This is a genomic window from Polymorphobacter megasporae (assembly GCF_018982885.2).
In the GTDB taxonomy this organism is placed as follows: domain Bacteria; phylum Pseudomonadota; class Alphaproteobacteria; order Sphingomonadales; family Sphingomonadaceae; genus Polymorphobacter_B; species Polymorphobacter_B megasporae.
Genome location: NZ_CP081848.1, coordinates 3463859 through 3490112, shown reverse-complemented (window position 1 = coordinate 3490112; position 26254 = coordinate 3463859). Strand labels below are relative to the sequence as shown.

20 protein-coding genes are annotated in these 26254 nt (G+C 66.4%); 14 read left to right on the top strand and 6 right to left on the bottom strand.

Annotated features, from left to right (window positions below):
• Window positions 1-28 precede the first annotated feature (28 nt).
• From tssB to KTC28_RS16250, 14 genes are all read left to right on the top strand, one after another.
• Window positions 29-538 carry a type VI secretion system contractile sheath small subunit gene (gene tssB, locus KTC28_RS16315; protein WP_216709888.1) on the top strand — a complete coding sequence of 170 codons (510 nt, stop codon included), beginning with the start codon at window positions 29-31 and terminating at the stop codon, window positions 536-538.
• A gap of 16 nt (window positions 539-554) precedes the next feature.
• Entirely contained in the window at window positions 555-2051 is a 1497-nt protein-coding gene (gene tssC, locus KTC28_RS16310; RefSeq protein ID WP_216709887.1) for a type VI secretion system contractile sheath large subunit, read from the top strand.
• Window positions 2052-2099: 48 nt separating this feature from the next.
• Window positions 2100-2585: an Hcp family type VI secretion system effector gene (locus tag KTC28_RS16305; protein WP_216709886.1), complete on the top strand. Its 486-nt coding sequence runs from the start codon at window positions 2100-2102 to the stop codon at window positions 2583-2585.
• Window positions 2586-2609: 24 nt separating this feature from the next.
• Window positions 2610-3389 (top strand): type VI secretion system accessory protein TagJ, encoded by a 780-nt coding sequence (locus KTC28_RS16300; RefSeq protein ID WP_216709885.1) that lies wholly within the window; start codon window positions 2610-2612, stop codon window positions 3387-3389.
• Window positions 3390-3543: 154 nt separating this feature from the next.
• Window positions 3544-3903: a type VI secretion system baseplate subunit TssE gene (locus KTC28_RS16295; protein WP_223132257.1), complete on the top strand. Its 360-nt coding sequence runs from the start codon at window positions 3544-3546 to the stop codon at window positions 3901-3903.
• Complete coding sequence (tssF, locus tag KTC28_RS16290; protein WP_216709883.1) at window positions 3900-5759, top strand: type VI secretion system baseplate subunit TssF; 1860 nt, start codon at window positions 3900-3902, stop codon at window positions 5757-5759. Before KTC28_RS16295 ends, tssF begins: the two co-directional genes overlap by 4 nt.
• The gene (gene tssG / locus KTC28_RS16285; protein WP_216709882.1) at window positions 5732-6775 is read left to right on the top strand and encodes a type VI secretion system baseplate subunit TssG; all 1044 of its coding nucleotides are present in this window, start codon (window positions 5732-5734) and stop codon (window positions 6773-6775) included. The genes tssF and tssG overlap by 28 nt, the downstream gene beginning before the upstream one ends.
• Before the next feature lie 13 nt (window positions 6776-6788).
• Entirely contained in the window at window positions 6789-9500 is a 2712-nt protein-coding gene (tssH, locus tag KTC28_RS16280) for a type VI secretion system ATPase TssH (RefSeq protein WP_216709881.1), read from the top strand.
• Between the two features lie 30 nt (window positions 9501-9530).
• On the top strand, window positions 9531-10865 hold the full coding sequence (gene tssK, locus KTC28_RS16275) for a type VI secretion system baseplate subunit TssK (RefSeq protein WP_216709880.1): 1335 nt from the start codon (window positions 9531-9533) through the stop codon (window positions 10863-10865).
• Window positions 10862-12304: a type IVB secretion system protein IcmH/DotU gene (icmH, locus tag KTC28_RS16270; protein ID WP_216709879.1), complete on the top strand. Its 1443-nt coding sequence runs from the start codon at window positions 10862-10864 to the stop codon at window positions 12302-12304. Before tssK ends, icmH begins: the two co-directional genes overlap by 4 nt.
• Window positions 12304-15750 carry a type VI secretion system membrane subunit TssM gene (tssM, locus tag KTC28_RS16265; protein ID WP_216709878.1) on the top strand — a complete coding sequence of 1149 codons (3447 nt, stop codon included), beginning with the start codon at window positions 12304-12306 and terminating at the stop codon, window positions 15748-15750. The genes icmH and tssM overlap by 1 nt, the downstream gene beginning before the upstream one ends.
• Window positions 15747-16322, top strand: a complete 576-nt coding sequence (gene tagF / locus KTC28_RS16260; RefSeq protein ID WP_216709877.1) for a type VI secretion system-associated protein TagF — start codon at window positions 15747-15749, stop codon at window positions 16320-16322. The genes tssM and tagF overlap by 4 nt, the downstream gene beginning before the upstream one ends.
• Window positions 16319-17059, top strand: coding sequence for a PP2C family protein-serine/threonine phosphatase (locus tag KTC28_RS16255; RefSeq protein ID WP_216709876.1), 741 nt, complete (start codon window positions 16319-16321; stop codon window positions 17057-17059). The genes tagF and KTC28_RS16255 overlap by 4 nt, the downstream gene beginning before the upstream one ends.
• A complete protein-coding gene (locus KTC28_RS16250; RefSeq protein ID WP_216709875.1) occupies window positions 17056-19050 on the top strand; it encodes a serine/threonine protein kinase in 1995 nt (664 codons plus the stop codon). Before KTC28_RS16255 ends, KTC28_RS16250 begins: the two co-directional genes overlap by 4 nt.
• A 24-nt stretch (window positions 19051-19074) precedes the next feature.
• On the opposite strand, the gene KTC28_RS16245 is transcribed toward KTC28_RS16250, so the two are convergent.
• The 6 genes from KTC28_RS16245 to KTC28_RS16220 all read right to left on the bottom strand — a co-directional run bounded on the left by KTC28_RS16245 (window position 19075) and on the right by KTC28_RS16220 (window position 26126).
• On the bottom strand, window positions 19075-19362 hold the full coding sequence (locus KTC28_RS16245; RefSeq protein ID WP_216709874.1) for a PAAR domain-containing protein: 288 nt from the start codon (window positions 19360-19362) through the stop codon (window positions 19075-19077).
• Window positions 19363-19373: 11 nt separating this feature from the next.
• A complete protein-coding gene (gene tagH, locus KTC28_RS16240; RefSeq protein ID WP_216709873.1) occupies window positions 19374-20942 on the bottom strand; it encodes a type VI secretion system-associated FHA domain protein TagH in 1569 nt (522 codons plus the stop codon).
• Window positions 20939-21529, bottom strand: a complete 591-nt coding sequence (locus tag KTC28_RS16235) for a DUF6931 family protein (RefSeq protein ID WP_216709872.1) — start codon at window positions 21527-21529, stop codon at window positions 20939-20941. Before KTC28_RS16235 ends, tagH begins: the two co-directional genes overlap by 4 nt.
• A gap of 22 nt (window positions 21530-21551) precedes the next feature.
• On the bottom strand, window positions 21552-23678 hold the full coding sequence (locus KTC28_RS16230) for a type VI secretion system Vgr family protein (protein ID WP_216709871.1): 2127 nt from the start codon (window positions 23676-23678) through the stop codon (window positions 21552-21554).
• Window positions 23679-23748: 70 nt separating this feature from the next.
• Window positions 23749-25533, bottom strand: coding sequence for an ATP-binding response regulator (locus tag KTC28_RS16225; protein ID WP_216709870.1), 1785 nt, complete (start codon window positions 25531-25533; stop codon window positions 23749-23751).
• On the bottom strand, window positions 25530-26126 hold the full coding sequence (locus KTC28_RS16220; protein ID WP_216709869.1) for a response regulator transcription factor: 597 nt from the start codon (window positions 26124-26126) through the stop codon (window positions 25530-25532). Before KTC28_RS16220 ends, KTC28_RS16225 begins: the two co-directional genes overlap by 4 nt.
• Window positions 26127-26254: the final 128 nt, after the last annotated feature.

Genomic DNA, 26254 nt, shown 5'->3' with positions numbered 1-26254 from the left:
AGCACGAACAAAGCAGGGGGATGTCGACATGGCGCAGGACGGTCAAAAATTCATCAAGCGCAACCGTGCACCGCGGGTCCACATCGAGTATGAAGTCGCGACCTACGGTTCGGTCGAAAAAGTCTCGTTGCCGTTCGTCATGGGCATCATGTCCGATCTTTCCGGCAAGTCCGAGAAAGACAAGAAGGCGATGGCGGAGCGCGACTTTTCCAACGTCGACATGGATAATTTCGGCGAATTCCAGAAATCGATCGCGCCGCGCGCGGCCTTCTTCGTCGAAAACAAGTTGACCGGCGAAGGAAAGCTCGCAGTCGACCTGACCTTCAACACGATGGATGATTTCACGCCGGGTCGCGTTGCGGAGCAAGTTCCCGCGACGGCCAAGTTGCTCGAGGCGCGTCGCCAGCTGTCCGATCTGCTCGCCTATATGGACGGCAAGGACAAGGCTGAGGGCGTCATCGACCAGCTGCTCAAGAACCCGGAATTGCTGTCGACGCTGGCAGCCGAATCCAAGGGCCGCTCGGCGGCCGACGCTTAAGTCTTAGGGGGTATATATGGCGACTGATCCAGCATCCTTGGCGCAATCTGGCGCGCCGGCTGCCGCCGAAATCACGACCGACGATTTTTCGGCGCTGCTCCAGAAGGAGTTCAAGCCGCGTACCGACGAGGCGAAGAGCCGTGTCGAGATGGCGGTCCGGACTCTTGCCGAGCAGGCGCTGGCGGGTTCGAACGTCATGCCCGGCGATGTCATCGGCACGATCGAGAGCATGATTTCGGCGCTCGACCGGACGCTGACCGAGCAGGTCAACGTGATCATTCACAACGAAGAGTTTCAGGCGCTCGAGTCGGCGTGGCGGGGGCTGCAGTATACCGTCTTCAATACCGAGACATCGACCGATCTCAAGATCAAGGTGATGAACGTCTCGAAGGACGAGCTGCGCAAAATGTTCAGCAGCTATCGCGGCGCATCTTGGGACCAGAGCCCATTGTTCAAGAAGGTCTACGAGCAGGAGTTCGGTCAGCTTGGCGGCCAGCCGTACGGCTGTCTCATGGGCGATTATTACTTCAGCCAGAGCCCGACCGATGTCGAAGTCCTCGAGGGCATGGCCAAGGTGTCGAGCGCATCGCACGCGCCGTTCATCTCGGGTACCTCGCCGGCGCTGTTCGGCATGGACAGCTGGCAGGACCTGACCAAGCCGCGCGACCTCGCGAAGATTTTCGACACGCCTGAATATGCTGCGTGGCGGTCACTGCGTGCGAAGGACGATTCGCGTTACATCGCACTCACGATGCCGCGCGTTCTCGCCCGCAAACCGTATGGCGCAACGTCGGAGCCGGTCGAACAGTTTGCGTTCGAGGAGGATACCGGCGGCGATCACGACAAGTATAACTGGATGAACGCCGCGCACGCGATGGCGGTCCGCATCACTGCCGCGCACAAGGAGTTCGGCTGGTGCACGCGCATTCGCGGCGTGCAGTCGGGCGGCACGGTCGAGGGGCTGCCGACGGCGATGTTCCCGACCGACGATGGTGATACTGCAGTCAAGTGCCCGACCGAAGTTGCGATCAGCGACCGTCGCGAGGGCGAATTGTCGGCGGCGGGACTGATCGGCCTGATCCACCGCAAGAACACCGACCAGGCGACCTTCATCGGCGGTCAGACGCTGCACATGCCGAAGGAATATGCCGATAAGGGAGCAACTGCGAATGCGCGCCTGTCGGCACGCCTGCCGTATCTGTTCACCAGTGCTCGTTTTGCGCATTACCTGAAGTGCATGGTTCGCGACTGGGTTGGCGGAACGCCTACAGTCACCCAGCTCCAACGGCGGTTGCAGGACTGGGTCCAGCTCTACGTTGACGGCATGCCCGATATGTCGAGCGAGGCGCAAAAAGCGCGGCAGCCGCTTAAGGCGGCGCAGATCGACTTGTCGGAAGACGAGGAGAATCCTGGCTATTACCGCGCCAGCTTCCAGTTCGTGCCGCACTTCCAGATGGAAGGCATGGATATTTCCCTGAGTATGACTTCGTCGCTGCGCCAGGCAGGGGGATAAACCTCGGCGCAACGATAATCATTTCATTCCCCCAACAGGAGAAGTTTTATGGCCGTCGACATGTTCATCAAGATCCCCGGCGCCGATGGCGAGTCCATCGGCCACGGGCATACCGCTTCGATCGATGTTCTTGCCTGGTCGTGGGGCATGTCCCAGAGCGGCTCGATGCACGTTGCCAAGGGCGGCGGATCGGGCAAAGCGAATGTTCAGGACATTTCGTTCACCAAGTATGTCGACAAGGCGTCGCCGAAGCTTCAGCTGCTTTGCCTTAACGGCAAGAACACGCTTGGTGATGCTGTCTTGACTGTCCAGAAGGCCGGCGAAGTTCCCGTTCCTTACGTCAAGATCACCTTCACCGATTTCATCATCGCGTCGGTCAGCACCGGCGGTTCGGGCGGCGAAGATCGTCTTACCGAGAACGTGACGATCAACTTCGCCACGGTGAAATTCGAGTATACGCCGCAGAAGCCCGACGGTACTGCCGATACCGCTGTTCCGTACACGTGGAAGATCGCGGAGAACGTTGCCGGTTAATCCGGTTTTTTAGGGGGACGGAGCATGGACGCACAAGAACTGCTCCGTTCCGGCGACCTGCCGGGCGCGCGCGCGATGTTGGCGGAGGAGCTTCGGCGCACTCCCGGCGACTCGCGTGCGCGTCAGTTTTTTTGGCAGTTGATTGCGGTTGCCGGTGATTGGGATAAGGCGTCGACGCAAATTCGCGCGCTCGCCGCGGCCGATCCGAAAGCGATGATGATGGCCAACGTCTATGGCCAAGCGCTTGGCGCAATGAAGACGCGCGACGCAGTCTTCGCGGGAAAAGAAAAGCCGACGTCGCTCGTCGGCCAGGAGCCTTGGGTCGTGGGGCTGCTCGATGCACTTCACTCTTATACTATCCTTGCCCCCGACGCCGCCGCTCGTAGCGAAGCCGCGCTCGCCGAGGCGCCCGCTACTCCCGGTAGTCTGAACGGTGAACGTTTCGAATGGATCGCGGACGCCGACACGCGCTTTGGGCCGATGCTCGAGGTCATTGTCGGCGACGCGTACGGCTTTGTCCCATTCGCCGCGGTAACGCGGGTCAAGGCTGCCGAGCCGGTCGACTTGCGCGATTTTGTTTTGCATGCGGTCGAAATCGAACTCAAGTCGGGGCAGACCTCGATGGCGATGATTCCGGTCGTCTATCCGGGCACGCACAAGCACAATAAGCCGCAACTCAATCTCGCTCGCGCGACCGAATGGGTCGACGACGGCGGCGGCGAGATCGGTATCGGCCAACGCATCTTCACCACCGATGGCCCCGAGGTCGAATTCCTGGCGCTGCGCGACCTTCGACTGGATTGAAATGGCGCGGGAAACGCGACCTCTCAAGCCGTCGGTTCTCGACAAGCTGATCGGCGGCATGGCGCGGACCAAGGGAGACGGGTCACGTGATATCGCCCCATGTTATATTGCCGCGCTCGACCGATTCAATGAGGCCGAGCTCCGCAGCTGCGTCATGCGCGATATCGCCTGGATTTTAAACGACATCCATTTTGCGGCGGCAGTGCCGCTTGATGACTTCCCCGAAGTGCGCAGTTCGGTGCTCAATCAGGGCGTACCAGATCTGACGTCGATGACGGTCAACCGGATGACATTCGAGCAGCGCGCGCGCGACCTGACCGATGCGGTGCGCACTTTTGAGCCGCGGCTGGTGTCGCAGTCGATCAATGTCTCGTTCGACAAAGCGACAACCGACGAGGACAACAAGTTGCGCTTCACCATCCAGGGCGAACTGAAAGGCGCGCTCGACGACCGCTATATCGAGTTCAAGACATCGGTCGCGTTGGAAACCGGCGAAGTGCTGGTGTCGTCATGAGCGCCATCGATCCGCGGCTTCTCGGCCATTATAATCGCGAATTGAGTTATCTCAGGCGGCGCGCGGGAGAGTTTGCCGAAGATCACCGCCAGGTTGCGGGCTTCCTCGGGCTCGACGCCCCGACCGACCCCGATCCGCACGTCGAGCGGTTGATGGAAGGGGTCGCTTATCTGAACGCGCGTGTCCGCTTGAAAATGGACGAGCAGTTCCCGGTCTTCACCCAATACCTGCTCGATTCGCTCTATCCGCATTATCTCGCAACCACGCCGGCGATGGGGATCGTCGCCATCACACCCAAGGACGATCCCGGGATCAAGACCGGCGCACTTCATCCGCGAGGATCGGCGCTGATTGCGTCGTTGACCGGCGACACGACGTTGCCGGTGCAGTTTCGGACCGGCTTCGACGTTACGCTCTGGCCGATAAAGCTGGCGGGAGTCGAATATCTTCCGACGCGCGCGGCTGTGGCGGCGGCAACCGACGGCGCACCGGGGGACGCAGCGTTGCGGCTTCGGATCGACGCGAGCTCGGCGGCGACGATCTCCGAGATGGGAATTGATGCGTTGCCGCTGTTTTTCGACGGCGGTGGCGACACACCTAACCTTGTCCACCAGCAAATGCTGAGCGAGTGCATCGGCGTTCGTGTCGTTGCGCCTGAGCGTGGGCGCCGTTCCGCTTGGATCGAAGTGGCAGGCCCGGTCGAAGCGGTTGGTTTCGGTGAGGATGAAGCATTATTGCCGAACGAGGCGCGGTCGTTCCGCGGCTATCGCTTGCTTGCCGAGTATTTTGCACTGCCGGAGAAATTCCGGTTTGCCCGGCTGACGGGTCTCAAGGCAGGAATGGCACGCGCCGAGCGGGCGGTCGATATCGTTATCCTGTTCCGCAGGTCGATCCCGGCGCTCGCGTCTGCCGTGTCGAACGACACCGTCGTGCTGTTCGCGACGCCGGTCATCAATCTGTTCGAGAAGCGCTTCGACCGCGCGATCGTCGACAAGCGGACACATGAACACATCATTCTGCCGGATCGTGCTGCAGCGCTCGATTATGAAGTCTATCGGCTCGATGCCGTGACCGCCTTTGCCAAGGGTGACGCCGTCGGCATCCCGGCGCTGCCGTTGTACGCACGACGAGCGCAACGCGGGGTGAGGCCGTTATTCTACTCGCTGCGGCGCAAGTTACGGCGCTTGTCGGAAGCGGAAACACGAAAGCGGCGTGAGAACGACTATATCGGCTCTGAGACATGGATCAGCCTGTCGTCGCCGGGTGAGCCTGGGCTCGCGGCAGGGATCACCGAGCTCGGGCTGCGTGGCCTTGTGACGAACCGGGCGCTGTCGACGCGGTTGCGGCCGGGCGCCGCCTCGCTCGATCTTTCGCTGACCGACACCAAGGGCGTCGCGGGGATCGCAATCCTGCGCGGCCCGACACGGCCGCAGCCGCCGATGGGGATGGTCGATGGCGGCTGGCGGATCGTTAGCCATCTTGCACCGGGGCATGACGGGTTCGTCCGTGACGATGGAGCGCCCGACCTGCTCGCCGACCATTTGTCGTTGTATGTCCGCGACGAGGCTCCGGCACTGCGTCGTGAAATCCAGGGCATCGTTGGGCTGACCGCGACGAACGTTACCCGCCGGGTTGCGGGCGACATGCGCGTCGCGTTCCAGCGCGGCCAAAAGTTGACGCTGCAGGTCGCGATGGGCAGCTACGAAGCAGCCAGCGCCTATCTGTTCACTAGCGTCGTCGCGCGATTCCTCGCGGAGTTCGCCACGATTAACAGCTTCGCCGAATGCGAAGTACGCGCCGACAACGGACTGACTTGGGGGTGGGGGGCATGGCAAGGACGCCGACCGACCATCTGACCGCTCTGCTTGCCGAGGTCGAGGCCGACCCGACGCGATGGGGCGCGTTCGCTTTCTGGCGCGGGATCGACGCGTCGACGCCGGATGGCCCGCGGATCGGCGAAGCGCTCGACCCATCGCGCGAGACGGTCGATCTCGCGCAGCAGCCATCGCAAGACTTTCCGCGGACGACGCTTGCCGCGTTCGTGCCTGGCAAACGGCGGCCGACAGTGCGGTCCCAGCATCTCGGTCTCACTGGCCCGATGGGAGCGTTGCCGATCCACTTGACTGAATTGGCGATTTTCGAGCGGCGCAAAAAAGGGGTCACGCCGTTTGCGGATTTCCTCGACCTGATTTCGGCCCGTGCGCTACAGCGGTTTTATCGCGCCTGGGCGGAGGCGGACCGTTGCGCGCAGGCAGATCGGCCGGCCGACGACCGGTTCGCCGGCTATATCGGCGCGACGAGCGGTGCCGCCGACCTCAGCTTCGTCGATGCGGCGATGCGGCCGGAACCCGACAAGACCGGCGATGCCTTCGATGGTTGGCGGCGGCTGCCGTACGCGGGCCACCTTGCCGGGCTGCGTTCGGCGGCGGCGGTCGGCGACCTGTTGAGCCATTTGCTCGAACGCCCGGTCAAGGTCGTTGAAGCCGTCGGGCGCTGGCGAACGATTCCGAGCGACGCACGAACGACGATCGGCAAAGCGCACGCCGGGCTAGGCCGCGGCGCAACGCTCGGCGGGCGTTTCTATGGGGTCGAATTCGACGTCGCGTTCGAGATCGGGGTGACGACGATGGCGGGTCTCGAGGATATGCTCCCGGGCGGGCATGCCAACCGGCTACTTGGCGAGGCGGCGCGGACGGCGCTGCCGAAGCATCTCGACTGGCGGGCACGGGTTACGATCGCCGAACGGGCGATCGAACCGGCAAGGCTGGGCAAGACTCGATTGGGCTGGACGAGTTGGGTCGCGCCGCGCGGGACTGCCCGGACGCGTCGCGATCTGGCATTAAGGGACAACGCCGCGACGCGCGCGGCCTAGAGGGGGACACGACATGGCCGAGATCAGCAGAAGCGCGTTGTTTGGACGGCTGGCACCGTCGGCGCTCAAGAGCATCGAAACCGCGTTCGGCTTCACCAAGCTGCGCGGCAATCCCTACGTCGAGCTGGTCCACTGGCTGCACACGCTCAACGCCGACGCCAACGGCGACTTTGCCGCGATCAAGCGCCACTTCAACCTCGACGACGGCGCGCTCGGGCGCGATACGGTCGCGGCGCTCGATGGCCTGCCGCGCGGGGCAAGCTCGGTCGACCTGTCGGTCCAGGTCGAGGAAGCCGTTGAAAAGGGCTGGCTTTACGGCTCGCTGATGTTCAGCGCCAACAAGGTCCGCAGCGGCCATCTGCTCTATGGCATCCTCAAGACGCCCAATCTCAAGAACGTCCTGTTCGGCGTTTCGAAAGAATATCGTAAGATCGACGCCGACAAGCTCGGTGACGGTTTTGCGACGATCCTCGGCGCATCGAGCGAGGCGAGCGAAAGCGGACGCCTCGGGTCGGGCAGTGTTGCCGGCGGCGGCGGCGCGGATGCCGAGGGTGACGGCGAGCCGAGCGGCGACAGCGCGCTGGCGAAGTTCTCGGTCGACCTGACCGCCAAGGCGCGGTCGGGCGAAATCGACAAGATCGTCGGGCGCGATGCAGAGATCCGCCAGTGCATCGACATCCTGCTGCGCCGCCGCCAGAACAATCCGATCCTGACCGGCGAGGCCGGCGTCGGCAAGACTGCGGTCGTCGAGGGCTTTGCCCGGCGCATTGCCGACGGGGACGTGCCGCCGGTCCTGCGCGATGTCACACTGCGCTCGCTCGACATCGGGCTGCTGTCTGCTGGCGCGAGCGTCAAGGGCGAGTTCGAGAAGCGGTTGCGTGCGGTGATCGACGAGGTCGAGGCGTCGCCGAAGCCGGTCATCCTGTTCATCGACGAGGCGCATACGCTGATCGGCGCGGGCGGGGCGGCCGGCACCGGTGACGCAGCGAACCTGCTTAAGCCGGCGCTCGCGCGCGGTAAGCTGCGGACGATTGCGGCGACGACGTGGGCCGAATATCGCCAGTATTTCGAGAAGGACCCGGCGCTGACCCGGCGCTTCCAAACGGTCAACGTCGGCGAGCCCGAGACCGACAAGGCGATCGCGATGCTGCGCTCGGTCGCCGACGCGATGGTCAAGCACCATAAGGTCATTGTCCTCGACGAGGCGCTCGAGGCAGCGGTCAAGCTCAGCCAGCGCTACATCCCGGCGCGCCAGCTACCCGACAAGGCGGTCAGCCTGCTCGACACCGCCTGCGCGCGCGTCGCGGTCAGCCAGCACGCCACGCCGGCTCCCGTAGAGGACCGCGTGCGCCGCGTCGAACTGCTTGAAGTCGAACGTGAAATCTCGGTCCGCGAGGCGGCGTCGGCGATGGGTGACCCGAAGCGGACTGCCGAAGTCGACGGCCAGCTCGAAAGCGCGCGCGCGTCGCTCGATGCTGTCCGGCTCAAGTGGGACGCTGAAAAGGCCGCGGTTGCGGCGGTGATTACCACCCGCGCCGCGCGTTCCGAGGCGAGCGAAGCGGGCGGCGACACGACCGAGCTCGACAAGCAGCTCCACACCGCGATGGACGATCTCCACGCGGCGCAGGGCGACAATCCGATGGTCTTCGCACAGGTCGACGCCAATGCGGTGGCGAGCGTCGTCGGCGATTGGACCGGGGTACCGGTCGGGCGGATGGTCAAGGACGAGATCGCCGGGGTCCTCCAGATCGCGACCAATCTCAAGAAGCGCGTGATCGGCCAGGACCATGCGATGGAGGCGATCGCCAAGCGGATGCAGACCAGCCGCGCCAAGCTTGACAATCCGAACAAGCCGGTCGGGGTGTTCATGCTGTGCGGCCCGTCGGGTGTCGGCAAGACCGAGACCGCGCACGCGCTCGCCGAGCTGCTGTACGCGGGCGACGATTCGATGATCGTCATCAACATGAGCGAGTTCCAGGAGGCGCACACCGTCTCGACGCTCAAGGGCGCTCCGGCGGGCTATGTCGGCTACGGCCAGGGCGGCGTCCTGACCGAGGCGGTGCGGCGGCGGCCCTACTCGATCGTCCTGCTCGACGAGGTCGAGAAGGCGCACCCCGACGTCCACGAGATGTTCTTCCAGGTGTTCGACAAGGGCTACATGGACGACAGCGAGGGCCGCTACATCGACTTCAAGAACTGCCTGATACTTTTGACGTCGAACGCCGGGACCGAGCTGATCACCGAACTCGGGAGCGACCCCGAGACCGCGCCCGACCCCGAGGCACTCGCGACCGCGCTGCGTCCCGACCTTCTTAAGGTCTTTCCGCCGGCGCTTCTCGGACGATTGATCGTCCTGCCGTACTTCCCTTTATCGCCCGAAATGCTCGGCGGGATCGTCAAGCTCCAGCTCAACCGCATCGTCAAGCGCGTCGCCGAGAACCACAAGATCGTGCTGAGCTACGACCAGTCGGTGATCGACCACGTCGTCAGCCGCTGCACCGAAGTAGCGAGCGGCGGGCGCATGATCGACAACATCCTGACCAACGCGATGCTGCCGACGCTATCGACCGAATTGCTCGGGCGGATGGCCGAGGGGCGGGCGGTCGCGGCGATCAACATCACGACTGCGGGTGAGGAACTGGCGTATGAATTCGTCGAGCCTGCGAATGACGATGCGGTGCCTCTCGACCTCGACACGTCACCCATCGAGGTCGCGGCGGAATAGTCGGGTCAATAACGAAAAGAATTGCGTTCAATGAGTTCACCCGTTTGGTCCGAAGGCCTTTTCCTCCGTCCGCAACATTTGCAGGCGGAGGGACTTGCGCAGACCGCGGCGTTGCATGCCCGTCTCGGGGGTGCGGCGGCGTACCCGTGGGGACTGGTCGAGCTGCAGCTTGATGAGGACGCGGCGAGCGGCGCGAAGGTCGGGGTCAAGCGGCTCGTCGCGGTGATGCCCGATGGCGAGGTCGTCGACATTCCCGGCGGGCTCGCGCCGCCGCTGGCGTTCGACGTCGACGATCAGGTGCGCGGCGAGATCGTGTATCTGACGCTCCCGGCGCGCGCCGCGGGGGCGGTCGCTTATGCCTACCCGCAGTCGCGCGACGCGAGCATCGCGCGCTATCTCATTGGCGAGACAGAGGCAGTCGACATTGCCGACGCCGACCGCGCGACCGAAACGATCGAGATCGCGCTGCCGAACCTGCGCTTCGGCATCGAGGAAGCCGATCTTGCCGGGCGGACCAGGCTCGGGATCGCGCGGATTCGCGAGCTCAGTTCGAAGCGCGTGATCTGGGATGATGCTTATATTCCGCCGCTGCTTGATATCCGGGCATCGCCGACGATGGCGGGCTTTCTCGTTGATATCCTTGGGCGTCTCGAGAGCCGGCAGGAGGAATTGTCGCTGCGGGCGGTGGAGGGGACCGAGGGCGGGACCGAGACTTTCGCGGCTTATCTATTGCTTCAGTTGCTCAACCGCTGGCAGCCGCTGTTGCGCCACCTGCAGCGGCTCGAACGCGTTCACCCCGAGCGATTGTTCAGCGATTTCATCGCGATGGCGGGGGAGTTGGCAACCTTCACCCGCGCCGACCGGCGGCCCGAACGCTTCCCGGACTATGATCACGAAGACCTCGAGATGACGTTCCGGCCGGTGATCGAGGCGTTGCGTGCCGGATTGTCGACCGAGTTCAGCCGCTCGGCGGTCCAGTTGGAGCTCAAGATGATCCAGCCGGGGGCGTATGTTTCGACGATTACCGATCGCTCGTTATACGACCAAGGCCGATTTTATCTCGCGGTTTCAACGCGTAAGCCCGGCGACGAGGTGCGGCGCTCGCTCCCGTCTGTGGTCAAGATCGGTTCGGTCGCCAAGATGCAACAACTCGTGCAAGCGGCGTTGCCCGGCGTTCCACTCGCGGCAATCGTCGCGCCGCCGTCGCAAATACGGACGATGCCGAATTACATCTATTTCGAGCTCGACCGGTCGCATCCCGACTGGCGTGACTTCGCGACTGCACCAGCACTCGGCTTGTATATTGCCGGTGACTGGCCCGACCTGGCGCTCGAGCTCTGGTGTGTTAGGAGGCAATCGCGATGAGCGACGGTAAACCGCCGGTTCCGGGGCAGAAGACGGTTTTCCGGCCGTCGCCACTGGCCGCTGCGCAAGGCGCACCAGCACCCGCACAAGGCGCACCCTTACCCGCACACGGCCAAACCCCGCCGTCACCGGGGGCGACTGGCGAACGCACGACTTTCCAGCCGTTTCCCGGTCAAGCTGCCGCGCCGGAGCCGCAGCGGGTCAATGCCGGTATGGCGGCGCGCGGCTTCAGCGACGACGACGTTCCCCCGATCGACGCGCCGATGCGCGTGCGCAACCCGCTGATGGCGGCGTCGGCGCGGCTGCTCGCGCTCGCGGCGGCGGTCCAGGCCGACCGGCAGATCGCCGATGTCGCGCGGCTGCGGACCCGCGCCGACGGCGAGGCGAAGGCATTCGAAAAGACGTTGAGCGGCCTCGGCCTGTCGGCGGAGGATAACGCCCGCGCGCGTTATGCCGTGCTCGCGACGGTCGACGACATCGTCCAGAACCTGCCCGGCGGCGCGAATAGCGACTGGCCGCGGCGCAGCCTCGTCGTCGTCAGCTTCGGCCAGGCGTTCGGCGGCGACCAGTTTTTCACCATCCTCGACACGATGCTCGCGCGGCCCGCGGCGCATGTCGAGATGCTCGAACTCTATCACGCCTGCCTCGCGGTCGGTTTTCAGGGACGGCTGCGGACGCTCCCCGACGGCAATTCGCAGGTCAGCAGCCGGATGGGGGCGATATACAACACGCTCGGCGGTATCCGCGCGCGGCCCGAGACCGATCTGTCGCCGATGTGGCACGGCGTGCCGACGCCGATGCCGCGCCTCGGCTGGCTCGTCCGCGCGGCGATCGTCGCGGCGGCGGTGCTCGCGTTCCTCCTCCTCGTCTTCCTCGGTGGCAAATTGCTGCTCGACAGCCGCGATCATCCGGCGTGGCTCGCGCTGCGCCAGCTGCCGCCGGTCAACCCGGCGGCGATCGACCGCGTCGGCGGCGATATCGTCAAGCCGTCGGGGCAGCTCGAACGCGTTCGCGCGCGGCTGACGAGCAAGTGCATCGAAGCGAAGGACGACGGCGCGACGATCCGGCTCGTGATCTCGGCGTGTCCGGGGCTGCCGCCGAGCATGTTCGACAAGGGTGCCGCCGATGTCGCCAGCGCGTACGCGCCGTTGATCAGCGAGGCTGGAGCGGCGTTAAAGCCGGAGCCGGGGTCGATCGCGGTCGTCGCGCACACCGATTCCGACCCGATCAAGGGTGCGTTGGCGGCAACCTACGCCGACAACATGGCGCTATCCCAGGCGCGCGCGGCGTCGGTCGAGGCGGTGCTGGTGTCGACGCTCGATAGGTCGCGGATGTCGGCGCAGGGCCGGGGTGACCGCGAGCCGGTCGATCGCGGCGACACTGCCGAGGCCAAGGCGAAAAACCGCCGCGTCGAACTCATCTTGCCGCGGAGCGAATAATGGCCGCCGTCAAACGCTTCTTTGGGAACTGGTGGACGCTCGCGATCGGCGCGACGCTGCTCGTTACGCTGATCCTGTTCTTCCTCTGCGGTCCCTTGGTCGGCGTCCTGCTCCCCGCGCGCTGGTGGGCGATCGGCCTCGTCTGGCTGATCTTCGCCGTCGTCGCGGGCGTTCGCTGGTTCCGCAAGCGCGCCGCCGAAAAGGCGCTCGCCGAGGCGATGGCGGGTCCCGCCGATCTCGAGGGCGAGGCCGTGTCGGCCAAGATGAAGGCAGCGCTCGACCGCGCCAAGGCGGGGGGGAAGGGCTCGCTCTACGCCTCGCCGTGGTACGTCATCATCGGCCCGCCGGGCGCGGGCAAGACGACGCTGATCCAGAAATCGGGGCTGCGGTTGCTCAACGACGAGGCCGCGGCGGGCGTCGGCGGGACGCGCAACTGCGATTGGTGGTTCGCCGACGAGGCGGTGCTGATCGACACCGCTGGGCGCTACACCAGCCAGGATTCGAGCGCCGACGCCGATGCCAAGGGCTGGACCAGCTTCCTCGGCTCGCTGAAGAAAGCGCGCCCGATGCAGCCGTTGAACGGCATCATCGTCGCGATGGGGCTCGACGAAATCGCGCGCGTCTCGGCCGACGGCCTCGACAAGCATATCGTCGCGATCCGCGGACGGATCGCCGAACTCGGGCGCGAGCTCGGCCTCGAACTCCCCGTCTACGTCCTGTTCACCAAGGCCGACCTCGTCGCCGGTTTCGTCGAGTTTTTCGACGACCTGTCGGTCGAGGGGCGGCGATCGGTCGTCGGCCATACGCTGCCGCTCGTCGCGGCGCGGCCCAGCGTCGCCGAGCTCGCGGGCGGGTATGACGACGTCGTCCAGGCGCTCGCCGACCGGCTGCCCGCACGGCTCCAGGCCGAGACCGATCCGATCCGTCGCGGCGCGGCGCTGACCTTCCCGGCGCGCTTCATCGACCTGCGCGCGCGGATCATCCGCCTGCTCGACGGGGTCTTCGGCGCGGGCGCGGCGCAAGCGGGCGCAACCGCCGGCGCGAATGGCGCGCGGCTGCGCGGCTTCTATTTCACCAGCGGGGTCCAGCAGGGGACGCCGTTCGACCGGCTGCTCGGCGATCTCGCGGGGACGCTCGGCACGGGCACGCGCGCACGGCCGTCGAGCCCGCGCGCGTTCTTCGTCAACAAATTGCTCTCCGACGTCGTCATCGCCGAGGCCGGGCTTGCCGGGCCGAACGCGGCGCGGCGGCGTCGCGACCGGATGCTCAAGCTCGGCGTCGCGATCGCCGGCGGGTTGATCGCGCTGCTCCTCCTTGTCCTGCTGATCTGGAGCTACCTCGCAAATTCGAAGGGGCAGGACGCGACGCTAGCGACCGCGACGTCGCTCGGCGAGGGCAGCAAGGGGCTCGACGCGGGCGACAAGGTTTCGCTCGGGGCGTCGCCGGCCGAACCGCTCGACCTGCTCGATGCGCTGCGCGACAAGCTGCCGTACGGCGCGACCGCCGCCGAGCACAAGCCGTTCGGCGAGCGTCCGCTGTACCGGTCGAGCCTCGCCGACGAGTCGAGCCGGGCGTATTACGACGGCCTCCAGCGCTATCTGCTGCCGCGCCTGATCACGACCGCCGAGGCGGCGCTGACCGCCGCGGGGACCGACCCGGTTGCAGTCTACGAGCCGCTCAAGGTCTATCTGATGCTCGGCAACCGCGCTGGGGCGAAGCGCGACGACGCGTATATCCTGCGTTGGCTCGAGGACGATCTCGCGGCACGGGCGCTGCCGGGCGAGGAGAATGCGGCGACGCGGGCGCGGATCATCGGGCATGCGAAAGCGCTGCTTGCCGACCAGGGGAGCTTCGGGCGGCAATTGACCGGACCGCTGCTCGATGCGTCGCTGGTCGAACGCGGACAGGCGACGATGGCGGCGATGTCGCCCGCCGAACGCGCGCTCGCGCTGATGAAGCAGCAGGTTTCGGGCGACGACTGGCGGCTGGTCGGCGACGGCATCCTCAAGGGTGAGGCCGATGCGTTCGCCAACCCGGGCGAGCTCGCCGGGATCAAGGTGCCGTATCTGTTCACCAAAAAGGGCTTCCTCGCCGGGTTCATTCCCAACGTCGCCGGGATCGGCAAGGCGCTCGACGCCGACCGCTGGATGCTCGGCGCGAGCGCGGCAGCGCAAGCCCCGCTCGACACCAGCGAGCTCGGGCAGCTGTACGCTGCCGAATATACCAAGCGCTGGACTGCGGTCCTCGCCGCGCCGCAGCCGGGTGATTACGCGCGTGACCCGATGGCGCTGGCGCGGCTGTCGAACCCCGCGTCGTCGCCGCTCAAGAAGCTGACCGATGCGATCGTGGCGAACACGACCGCGCTACTGCCGAACATCAAGGCACCGGCGCTGCCCGGCGGGGCGCTCGGCAAGCTCGCGGGCGATCTGGCGGGCAAGGAGATGAAGGGCTCGGCGTCACAGATCGCGGCGAAGACGATCGAGGACAATTTCGCGGGCATGAAGGAATATACCGCGGGCGACTCCGCACCGCTCAAGCAATTACTTGGGGCGCTGGGCAAGTATCAGCTCGCGTTGGCGCAGGCCAAGGTCGGCGGTGGTGGCGGTGCAGGCGGCGGCGGTGGCGGTGGGTCTGCCGGCGGCGGCGGCGGTTCGGGCGCGATCGCGGCGGCGGCTGCTGAGCTGTCGGTCGCGGCGGCGAACGCCGGGGCCGCAGTTCCGGCGCTATCGGACTTCGTTGCGCATGTCGCGGGCGGATCGAGCAAGGCCGCCGAGACCCAGCGGACGACCGAATTGCGCGACGCCTATGCGCAGAAGATCCTACCCGATTGCGGCCGCATCTTCGGCGCGGGCTATCCGTTCGGCGACGGGGCCGACCTCGCTCCTGCCGACGTCACGCGGGTCGCAGGGTTGGTCGCAGGCTTCGGGCGCGACAGCCTGCAGCCGTATCTGAAGAAGGACGGCGACCCGAAGAAGGGCTGGACGTGGACCAGCGAGCCGACGGTCAAGGGATTCCAGGCGGGATCGGCGGCGGCTTTCCAGCGCGCGGCCGACACCGAGGGGCTGATGGGGGGCAACCTCGTGCTGCGCCTCGCTGCGGCGCCGACCAACAAGGGCGGGTTGCGCCTCCGCGCCGGGGGCGTGCCGATGGACCTGATGCCGCAATCGCCGGCGGAGCGCTTCAGCTGGTCGAGCGGCGGCAGCCAGGTCGCCGAATACGCGCAGACCGGCTTGCCCGCCGGGACTACTGCCGCGCCGCCGCTACGCGAGGAAGGGCCGTGGGCGCTGTTCCGCGTCCTCGGTCACGCCAAGAAAACCCAGCTCGGGCCGGGCAAGTATCGCTTCGCTTTCACTCCCGACAGCGCGCTCGACGTCGAGGTCGCGGGCGGCCCTGATCCGTTTACGCCGACGGGTCCGTTCGCGCTCCGCTGTCCGGCGAAGCTGTGACGCCGGGGCTCTACGGCAAGCTCCCCGCGCATGGCGACTTCGTCGCGCGTGGATGGGAAGGGCCGCAGGTCGCCGCGCTCGACGCGTGGCTGACGAGCGGGTTGGCGGCGATCCGCGACGGGCTCGACGACGACGCCTTCGCCGCGCGCCTGACCGCCGCCCCGCTGTGGCGCGGCTATATCCCGCCCGGCGCGTGCGGGGCAGCGGCGATGCACCTTGCGCTCGCGCCATCGATCGACTCGGCGGGCCGGTATTTCTTCATCGCCGGCGGCGTCGTGGGAGCGGCTGAGCCGGTCTGGGCGGTCGCCAGCCAGTCGCCGGGATTTGCCGATGCTGTCGAGGCGGCAACGTACAACGCGCTTGGGGGCAGCCTCGACGCCGATAGCTACGCCGCCGCGATCACCGGCGCGATGCCCATACCCGACGCCCGCGGTGAATTTCTCGCTGGCGTGTCGCTGCCGCCGTCGAGTGCATGGTGGGTCGCCGACCCGGCCGAGGGCGACGCGATCGGGCTGCGCGCGGCGACGGTCGACGCCGCATTGCTGCAACGGCTCGTCGGGGGGACGGCATGAAGCTGCGCTATCGCACTGCGGTCCGGACGCACCCGGGGCTCGTCCGCGCGGTCAACGAGGATTCGGTGCTCTCGCGCGACGACGTCGCGCTGTGGGTCGTCGCCGACGGCATGGGCGGGCACGCCAATGGGCAATGGGCGTCGCAAACGCTCGTCGCGCAGTTCGCCACGGTCGACATGACCGGGACTGCCGAGGCGAAGGGCGCGGCGCTGGTCGCGGCAATGCAGTCGGGAAACACGGCGATCGTCGAGGCGGCGAAGGCGGCGGGGCAATCGATGGGCACGACTGCTGTGCTGATCCACCTCGACGGCACGAATTTGATGTGTCTGTGGGTCGGCGACAGCCGCGCCTACCGCTTCCGCCGCGGCGGGCTGACCCAGCTCAGCCGCGATCACAGCGTCGTCCAGGAACTCGTCGATCGCGGCAGCCTTGCGCCCGAGGATGCCGAGACGCATCCGATGGCGCACGTCCTGTCGCGCGCGGTCGGAGCCGAGGCCGAATGCCGCCCCGAAGGCATCACCGACACGGCGTTACCCGGCGACCATTACCTGATCTGCAGCGACGGGCTGACCAAGGTCGTGCCCGAGGAAGCGATCGGCCGCCTGCTGCGCCTGCCGAGCGTCAACGCCGCCGCCGATCGCATGATCGCCGAAACGTTGGCGAACGGTGCACCGGATAATGTTACGGTGGTCCTGATCTCGGTGGAGGAGGCGACCGAAGTGTCGATCGCATTGTGAGCGATCCCGAAGACGACGCGCCCGCGCCGCGCGGCGCCGAGCGAACGGTGATGGTCTCGGCGGCCGACCTCGCCGCGCTCCACGGCGACGGACCGCCGCCGCCCGATGCCGAGCCAGCCGCCGACCCGTTCGGCGCGGTCAGCCAGCCGCCGGTGTTCGCTCCGCCGCCGACGTTCGTGCCACCGCCGTCGGCCCCTCCCGCTGCGGTGTCGGCACCAGGTGGCGCCTTCGTTCACGGCACGCCGGGCGGCCTCGTCGGCATGACCCTCAACGACCTGTTCGAGATCGTCCGCTTCATCGCGCAGGGCGGCATGGGCGAGGTCTACGAGGGGCGCAACCTTGCGAGCGGCGAGAAGGTCGCGATCAAGGTCATCCTGCCGCAATACGCCGCCGACGACCAGTTCATGGCGCTGTTCCGCCGCGAAGCGAGCGCGCTTGAACGGATCGGCCACGACTCACTCGTGAAGTATCGCACGCTGGCGTTCGACCGGACCAACCGGATCAATTACCTCGCGATTGAATATGTCAGCGGCCCGTCGATGGCCGATATCCTGACCGGCGATCCTGCCGACCCGGCAAGCGTCCGCCGCGTGCTCAAGCGGCTCGCGACGGGGCTCGGCGCGGCGCACGAAGCCGGGGTCATTCATCGCGACCTCTCCCCCGACAACCTCCTCCTCCCCGACGGCAACGTCGACCGCTGCAAGATCATCGACTTCGGCATCGCCAAGGACACCAACCCGGGCGAGAAGAGCGTCGTCGGCGAGGCGTTCGCGGGCAAGTTCGGCTATGCCGCGCCCGAGATCTTCGGCAAGTTCAAGCGGCAGGTCGGGCCGTGGACCGACGTCTACAGCCTCGCGTTGGTGATGATCGCTTACGCCCGCGGCGCGCCGCTCGACATGGGGGTGACGATCGTCGACGCGCTCGAGGCGCGCGATACCGTCCCCGACCTGTCGTCGATCGCACCCGACATGCAAGCCATCTTCGCGAAGATGCTCGCGCCAGATCCCGCCGAGCGTTTCCGCTCGATGGAGGAGGTGATCGCCGCAATCGACGCCCCGCCGGGCAGCTTTGCCGCTGCTGCGTCGCCGTTCGGCGCGTCGACCACGCCCCCGCCACGGCAAACCACCGAGGCACCGGCATTCGTCCGCGCGACGACAGCGGCTCCGGTCGCTTCGTCGGAGCCGGCGAAAAAGAGCAGCCTGCCGCTGTATGGCGGGATCGCCGCCGCGATATTGGTCGTCGCAGGCGGAGGCTATGCAGTGCTCGGCGGCAAAGGCACGCCCGCGCCCGACGCGCCGACGTCGGCGAACGCGCCAGCCGCCGAGGTCCACACCCCGAGTTCGGCAACAGTGGCGACCGCTGCTGCCGAACCCGACTGGGCGACCGCACGGCCTGCCGTCCTGACCGCGCTCAACGCCGCAACCTGCAGCGATCTCCGGATCAGCGGCACGCCATCGGGCGGAACGGTCCGCCTCGAGGGCTGGCATCCTGCGGCGGCGACGATCCCGGCGACGGCGGGGGGATGGAAGCTCGATGCGTCGGCGACGGCGACGATCGCCCAGCCCGCGAGTGACACCTGCGCGCTGATCCGCAAGATTCGCGACGCCGCCCCCGCCGGGACCGACACCGGCTTCACTATGCCGGGCGAGCAGGTCGTCACGCTCGGTTCGGCGCGCAAGGGCCCCGACGGATCGGCGCTGGTCGACCTCAAGCCGGTCGGCGAGCCGGCCGGTCTGCCGCACCTGTTGATCGCCAACATCGACGATCAGGCCAGGTCGGCGAAGGAGCGCGTCGTGTCGGCCGATGTCGCCGGTGCCAAGCTCGATCTCGGGGCGCTGGCGTTCGACCCCAAGCCGGGGCGTTACCTCGCAGTCCTCGTCGCGGGGCGGAGTACGCTGCCGCCGGTCACCGCGACGGGAGCGGGTGCGCTGGGCGCGGCGTGCGGCAAGGCTTGCGCGATGACCAGCGGCTGGATCGAGATCGTCCGCTAAGCGACTGGGAGCAGCGTCGGCCCGTTATCCGCCGATGATGACCGTCGGGAAGCCGAGGACGATCGTGCCGCCGTGGGCTGTGAGGTCGCCGATCCGCGCGGCGGGCAACATCTGTACAAGGACGGTCAGCGACCCCTTGGCGATCATGTCGGGGGGGCCGACGCAGACCGCCATGTCGGTGACGCGCGCCTGCGGCAGCATTCCGGTGATGACAGTGAAACAGCCGAGGATGATCGGGCCACCGACGTGCGGGACCGGGCCGGTGAACATCGGGCAGACGTGCATGTCGGTGATGCGGGATGCCGGCGGCATGGTCCAAGTCCTTACGGATTATCGGCTTTCTTGATATTGCGTTCGTAGGCCTTGCGGAAGTTCTTGGCGAACAAATCAAGGTACGCCGCCTCGCTTTCGTGCGCCAGCGCCTTGTATTCGCCCTCGAACGCGCGCCACAGCGCTGCCTCGCGACTGCCGGGCAGCAGGCCGCCCTTTGCCGTCACCCGTGCCTTGATTGCATCGGGGGAGAAGCGCTCGACGGTTGCGCCCAATGCCTCCTGCATCGCTGCGATCATCGCGACCTCGTGCGCCTGCAGATCTTCGAACGCCCCCTGGACCGCGAGCGGGCCGGGGAGGAACCCGGGGTCGGGCGAGCCGACGAGCTGCTTGAGCGCCTGTTCGGGCGACCGCGTCCATTTCAAGGGGTTGTTGCCCGCCCGCTGGAACGTCGTGACCTGCGCGCCGACCCCGAACTGGTGGCGGATACGCGCGCGCGCGTCGAGCAGGCGGATCAAGCCATCGGCGGTCTGGCGGAGTAACCGTGCGGCGGACTCGATCACCGCGACGGGGGTCGCTTCGCCAAGATCGGTCGGCTTGAGTCCGGCGGCGGCGAGGAAACGCGCGAACAGCGCATCTGCTGCTGGACTGGCGGGTGCTGGCGACGGCGGCGGGGCCGCAGCAGCGACCGGCTCGACCGCGACGGCTGCAGGAACATCGGGCGTGGCGGCGGTGGCGAAGTCGAGCGTGTCGAACTTGTGCAACTGCGCCCACGGATCGGCAGCTACGGGCGCAGCAGGGGCCGGTGCCGACGACGGGGATGGAGCTCCGAACGGATTGGCTGCGGCGGCGGGTTGCGCCGTGCCGAACGGATCGCCCGTGGGAGCCGGTGCCGCAAACGGATTCGACGGCTGCGGTGCCGGCGCGGCGACCCCGAATGGATCGGGAGCTGGGATGGCGCCGAATGGCGACGGCGCTGCGGCGGGCGCGCCGAATGGGCTCGGCGCAGGTGCCCCAGTGCCGAACGGATTGGGCGCTCCCGCAAACGGGGTGGGGGCAACGGGTGCGCTGAGTCCGAATGGGTCGGAGGCGGCAGGCGGCGGTGCCGGCGGGAAAGCTCCCGACGGCGGCGCGAAGGCGTTCATCAGCGGATCGCCGCCCGACTGGAATAGGGGCTTCGGCGGCTCGCGGCCGAACTTGTTGGTGTCGGCGGCCTTGGCACCGCCGGCCGAGCCGCTTCCCCAGTCGAGACCGCCGCCGAACGGGTCGGACGCGCCTCCGCTCGATCCGTTCGACACCGCGCTCCCGCCGCCGGTCACTGCAGCGCGGATTTCGTATTGGCCGATGGTGATCAGGTCGCCGTCGCGCATCACATGCGGCGCCGTCAGCCGTGAGCCGCCGTTGACGAAGACGCCGTTGGTGCTGCGATCGGTGAGAATGTACCGGCCGTCGGCGTAATCGATTTCAGCATGGAGCGACGAGATGTGATTGCGCGTGTCGGGCAGCGTCCAGTCGGCATGCGCCGCGCGTCCGATGACCAGACCATGTTCGTCCAAAACCATCGCCGTCGGATCGCCCGAGGTCAGCGACGCGACATTTTCGATCGTTAACCGCAACGTCATCCCTGCAGTGCCTCGCCCGCCGCCGCTTTTTCACCGAGATCGATATTCGCCGCCAGCCGTTGATCGAACGCCACGGCACCCTCGCCGAACGCCGTCATCAATACCGCACCCGCGACCGCTTGGCCGAACGCGCCCGGGGCGGGGGCGACGCCCTGTTCTTGTGCCTGGGGCGCGATGCTCCCCCCCGACAGGAAGACTGACAGGCACGCTGCGCCTTCGGCCGAGGCCCAGCCGACGATCTGACCGGCTTCATAAGCGATCCTGCGATTGGTGTCCGAAGGGTCGGCGAGCCAGCGGTTGACCGCCTTCTTGGCGACAAGCCGCTCAGGCTGTCCGGATGCGGGCATGGTGTTCAGGCACGCCGAAACCCAGCGGATCGCCTCCATGCGCGGCAGGCACTGCGCGAGGAAGCGCGCCGCCTGAGACAGGTCGACCTGTCGCAAGGCGGCGAATGCCTGCGGTGGCGGCTGATCGTACAGCGCCGCGAGATCGACAAGACCATCGAGCACGGCGGCAACCTGCCCCGCGCGGGTCCACTTCACGCGGCGCCATGCCCGCGGCACGGTCGCTGCATCGGCGTTGCTCATTCTTCCACCCCCGAATGCATCGTTAGTTGATCATGACGATGCCGCCCTTGACGATGTGTATCGCGGTCGCCTCCTGCTGCACCATCAGGCCCTTGGTCTCGAGCATGATCGATCCTTCGATCTTGACCATCAACGATTTCATCTCGATCTGGAACGGGTCCATCCTGAACGAGCTCGCCCCGCACGTGAGCTCGATCGACTGCAGCGCCTCGGTCTTGTGATTGCCGAGGTCGACCTTGATGTCGACATCGCCCAGCGACACCGTCAATTTGTCGTTGCCCAAGCTGACGGTCGCTTCGCGATTCCCCATCTTGAGCGTCGTCTTCTCGTCGCCGGTCTTGATCGTCTTGACGTCATCACCTGCGATTTCGGTGGTTCGCTTGCCCGCGGTGATTGTCCGCGTGACGTCGCCCTGGTCGACGGTGTGGGTGACGCTGCCCGACTGGATCGTCGTCGCTTCGTCGCCCTTGATCGTCGTCGTCCGCTTGCCGGTGGTGACCGTCATCGTCTCGTCGCCCTTGTGGATGACGGTGGTCCGGTTGCCGTTCAGCAGGTCGCGCGTTTCGTCACCTTGGTCGACGACCCACTTCAGGTCTTTCTGGGCGTGGAAGGAGAAGAGTTCGCTGTCCTTCTTGTCGTCGATCTTGATCTCGTTATAGCCGCCGCCGCCCTTTGAGCTGTTCGTCTTGATGCCCTGGATCGTGTTGTCGGCAGCGGTGCCGAACGGCGGCAGGTTCGAGCCATTATAGACCGCGCCGGTGATGATCGGCCGGTCGGGATCCCCGTCGAGGAACTCGACGATAACTTCGTGGCCGATGCGCGGGACCATGAATGACCCGAAGCCCGACCCTGCGCCCGACTGTCCGACGCGGACCCAGATGCTGCCGGTATCGTCGGATGGTGTTTCCTTATCCCAGAAGAACTTGACCTTCACCCGGCCGTATTTGTCGGTGTAGATTTCCTCGCCCGAAGGGCCGATCACGACCGCAGTCTGCGGGCCGTAGATCTTCGGGATCGGCGTCATCCGCGCCGGGCGATACTGCTTGCTGGCGGGCATCAGTTCGAGCTCGACGGTCAGCGATTCGTCGACCGTTCCCGAGCGGTCGTCGCCGCCGGTGTAGCGATGCGTCGTCGCGACGATGAGGAATTCGTCGTCGGTTGCGGTTGTGCCGCCCGCATTTGCCGTCGTGGCCCGGGTGTAATCGATCTTGATCGTCTTGCCGATCGCCGCGGCAAACAGCGTGCCCTCGGCAAACGAGCGCGACATGCGACGCTGTTCACGCTCGAGCCAGCGGTCGGCGTAGCGCGTTCCGGCGGCGACCGTCGGGTTATCGAAGCGCGCGGGGTATTCGTAAATCCCGGCGACCGCGGCGGTCGCATCGGCGGTCCCCGAGTTGAACCGCGGCGGAGGCCCCCCGAGCGTTTCGAGCACTTTTTCCTGCTTCAGCGCGACGGTCGGCGCGTCGTAATCATAATCGTCGACCGAGTAGCGGGTCGGCGCGATCGTCCGGCGCTCGACCAGCGACGTCAGCACTGCTTCGTCGGCCTGCTCGAGCGCCTGGCCGAGGTAGACCGATGCGGGGACCATCGCCGTATGATGATTTATCGCGTCCGCAAAGACGATCGTGTGCTGGCCGTCGGCGTGGACGTAATAATAATAGATGCCCTCTTTCTCGAGGTTCCGCGTCAGGAAGTCGAATTTACTTTCGCCGTACTGGACGCGGTATTCGACGGTCTCGTACGTCCCGCTCAGCGCCACCGTTTTCCACGGCCCGGCGTTGTCGGTGATGAGGTCGGTGATGCTCTTCTTGTAGTGGATCACACTCGTCTGGTTCTGCGTCCACAACAGGAGCGCCGGGCGCAGTGTCAGCCGGTAGAGAAATTGGTCGCCGGAAGCCGCCGGCCCGAGTTCGACATATTCCCACAGTACGCCATGGAACCAGCGGCTGTTGAAGTCGCTGGCATCGAACTCGACGCCGACCATCTTCGTCAGCGCGGGGTGCAGGTTGACCGGGCCGGCATAGCTCGTCGCGTCGATGACGATGGTGAACGGCTCGCTCATTCGCTCGACCGCGGTCATCCGCGTGAGGGTCAGCGGACCGACCCCATCGGGAAGATGAAGATTGCCGATTCTATTGGCCGTGGTCACGCCCGCGTCTCCCGCCCCGCCCGTCGAGCGTCACCCCACGGACGACTTGCCAATAGCAGTCGCGACCGCCTCATGACAACCGCACGGCACTTTCTCGCTCATCGAACGATTTAGTTGCGAGGTGGGCGATCAGCGCGCGCAGTCGAGCCGGCTGGAGCGGCTTGTGCATCAACGGTACGCCACGCGCGGCGGCGGCGGCGATCACGCCGGGATCGAGGTCGCCGGTGACAATGCAGCAGTTGAGTGATCGCCCAGCACAGTCCTCGAGTTGCGCGACGAGGTCGAGACCGGAAACCGTTCCCGGCAGGCGGTAATCGGTGAGGATGACGTCGTAGCAGGCTCCGCTGCGGATCAGTGCGCGCGCGGTGGCGGCGTCGGCAACCACTTCCACCTCGATACCCCATTGGCGGAGCAGCACGGCGATTGCATCACGAACCTCGGGGTCGTCGTCGATGATCAGGACGCGAAGCCCGGCGATCGGGTCGCCGGTGTCGGCGGCCAATTCATCCTGCCGCGCGACCGCGCCGTCAGCGAGCGGCTGCGTCAGCTGGAAGACGCTGCCGCGCCCGGGCTGCGACCTCATCTCGATCTGGGCGTCAAGCAGGCGCGCCGACCGGGCGGCGATCGCGAGGCCGAGCCCCATGCCCTTGCGCCGGTTGCGCTCGGGATTGCCGACCTGGATGAAGTCGTCGAAAATCCGGCCGATATCTGCGGCGGCGATGCCGATCCCGGTGTCCCAGACTTCGAAGCGAACTGCCCCGCCGCGGCGTCGCGCAGCGATCAAGACGCCGCCGTGGAGCGTATTGCGCAGCGCGTTCGACCCGAGGTTGAGCAGAATCTGTTCGAGCAGCGCCGGGTCGCTGCGAACCGCCGAGCCGTCCGACCGGTAGCGCAGGTCGAGCCCGTGCTCGGTCGCGATCGGCCGCAGATAATGATCGAGCCGGTCGAACAGCGTGTCGGTCGCGATTGTCTCGGGCTTGATCGTGATCACGCCCGCCTCGAGCCGCGAGATGTCGAGCAGCCCGCTGAACAGGCCTTCGAGCGCGTCGAGGTTGGTCTTGACGTGCCCGACGATCTCGCGCGCATCGGGCTTGAGGTCGAGCGACTGGAGCGTCGCCGAGAACAGCCCGAGTGCATACAGCGGCTGGCGCAGGTCGTGGCTCGCGGCGGCGAGGAATTGCGACTTGGCGAGGCTCGCCGTTTCGGCAGCAGCGCGAGCGGCGACCGCGACCTCGGTCTGGGCGCGCAGGGCATCGACGAGTTCGACATTCTCGTAGCGGATGCGGACCCCGGCGGCGAAGCTTTCGGCCTGGAGGCGGCACATCAGCACCAGCGCGCCGGCGAACGCTGCCAGCAGCACGCCGAACAAGTGATAGTCGGTGCCGGAGAAGGTCAGCAGCCGGATGACCATCGGGACGTAGGTCGTGAAAAGATAACCGAACAGCGCCGGTGGGTTGTACGACTGGCCGGGAACCGCGCCCGCCGTCAGCAGGATGATGACACACGCCGTCGTCGCCACCGATATCGGATCGGCCGGATGGGCGAACAGGAACATCGTCGCGCCCCAGACCACTCCCAGTGTCGTCTGGTAGATCGCGTGATGCCGCGACCAGTAAGCGGCGAAATTGACCGCGGGGATGCCTGCGGCATAGCGATGGAGCATCCGGAACTGGCGGTAGACCTGCGTGCCGACCTCGACCGCCGCCCATGCCGCGACGATCCGCCAGTCGGTGCGAAGCAACGCGGTGGCGACCATGAAGACGAGGCACGCGTTCTCGATGATGATGTTGTTGCGCGCCTGCCGATACTGCGTCTCCATCAGCTCGGCGTGGACGCGGTCGCTGCCGCCGTTCAATGGATCAAGCCGATTTCGCGGGCGCGGATAATCGCGTTGACCCGGGTCTGGACCCCCAGCGTGGCGAACAGCTCGGTCAGATGCGCGCGGACGGTGCGCTCGGCGATGTTGAGCCGAAAGCGGATTTCCTTGTTGGCGTGACCCTCGGCGAGCAAGGTCAGCACGTCGAGCTGTCGCGGCGACAGGCACGGCATTGCCGCCGCCGTCTCGGTCGCCGCGAACCCCGACCGCCCTGCCGCAACCTCGTCGATCACGGCGATCATCCGCTCGGCCGATAGGCTTTTGACGATGAAGCCGCTGGCTCCCCCGACCTGCGCGCGCATCCGCGCCGCCGCATCCTCGCGCCCCGAAATGACGAGGCGCGGCAGGTGCGGGCAGACCGCCGCGATCGCCGCAATCGTCGCGAAGCCGTCGCGGTCGGGCAATTGCAGGTCGACGATAACGAGGTCGAAATCGGGATCGGCGACGAGCCGCGCGACCCCGTCGATCGAGTTGTGCGCAAAGTCGAAACGCCAGTCGGGACGAACCTGCGCGATCATCGTCGCGAAACCGTCGACGAACAACGGATGATCGTCGATCAGCAGTAACCGCACCTGACTGTCCCCCGATCGCAAGCACTAACGGCAAAGTCGGGGCAAAGTCCACATGCCTCAATAGGCAATCGACGGCTGTCGCAGATGCCGTTAGCCGAACATGAAATCGTCGTCGTTCAAAGGGGCAT

What these genes read in the sequence shown, in the direction of transcription:
- tssB (WP_216709888.1), top strand. Translation starts at nt 29, where the DNA reads ATGGCGCAGGACGGTCAAAAATTCATCAAGCGCAACCGTGCACCGCGG.
- tssC (WP_216709887.1), top strand. Translation starts at nt 555, where the DNA reads ATGGCGACTGATCCAGCATCCTTGGCGCAATCTGGCGCGCCGGCTGCC.
- KTC28_RS16305 (WP_216709886.1), top strand. Translation starts at nt 2,100, where the DNA reads ATGGCCGTCGACATGTTCATCAAGATCCCCGGCGCCGATGGCGAGTCC.
- KTC28_RS16300 (WP_216709885.1), top strand. Translation starts at nt 2,610, where the DNA reads ATGGACGCACAAGAACTGCTCCGTTCCGGCGACCTGCCGGGCGCGCGC.
- KTC28_RS16295 (WP_223132257.1), top strand. Translation starts at nt 3,544, where the DNA reads ATGCGCGATATCGCCTGGATTTTAAACGACATCCATTTTGCGGCGGCA.
- tssF (WP_216709883.1), top strand. Translation starts at nt 3,900, where the DNA reads ATGAGCGCCATCGATCCGCGGCTTCTCGGCCATTATAATCGCGAATTG.
- tssG (WP_216709882.1), top strand. Translation starts at nt 5,732, where the DNA reads ATGGCAAGGACGCCGACCGACCATCTGACCGCTCTGCTTGCCGAGGTC.
- tssH (WP_216709881.1), top strand. Translation starts at nt 6,789, where the DNA reads ATGGCCGAGATCAGCAGAAGCGCGTTGTTTGGACGGCTGGCACCGTCG.
- tssK (WP_216709880.1), top strand. Translation starts at nt 9,531, where the DNA reads ATGAGTTCACCCGTTTGGTCCGAAGGCCTTTTCCTCCGTCCGCAACAT.
- icmH (WP_216709879.1), top strand. Translation starts at nt 10,862, where the DNA reads ATGAGCGACGGTAAACCGCCGGTTCCGGGGCAGAAGACGGTTTTCCGG.
- tssM (WP_216709878.1), top strand. Translation starts at nt 12,304, where the DNA reads ATGGCCGCCGTCAAACGCTTCTTTGGGAACTGGTGGACGCTCGCGATC.
- KTC28_RS16255 (WP_216709876.1), top strand. Translation starts at nt 16,319, where the DNA reads ATGAAGCTGCGCTATCGCACTGCGGTCCGGACGCACCCGGGGCTCGTC.
- KTC28_RS16245 (WP_216709874.1), bottom strand. Translation starts at nt 19,362, where the DNA reads ATGCCGCCGGCATCCCGCATCACCGACATGCACGTCTGCCCGATGTTC.
- tagH (WP_216709873.1), bottom strand. Translation starts at nt 20,942, where the DNA reads ATGACGTTGCGGTTAACGATCGAAAATGTCGCGTCGCTGACCTCGGGC.
- KTC28_RS16235 (WP_216709872.1), bottom strand. Translation starts at nt 21,529, where the DNA reads ATGAGCAACGCCGATGCAGCGACCGTGCCGCGGGCATGGCGCCGCGTG.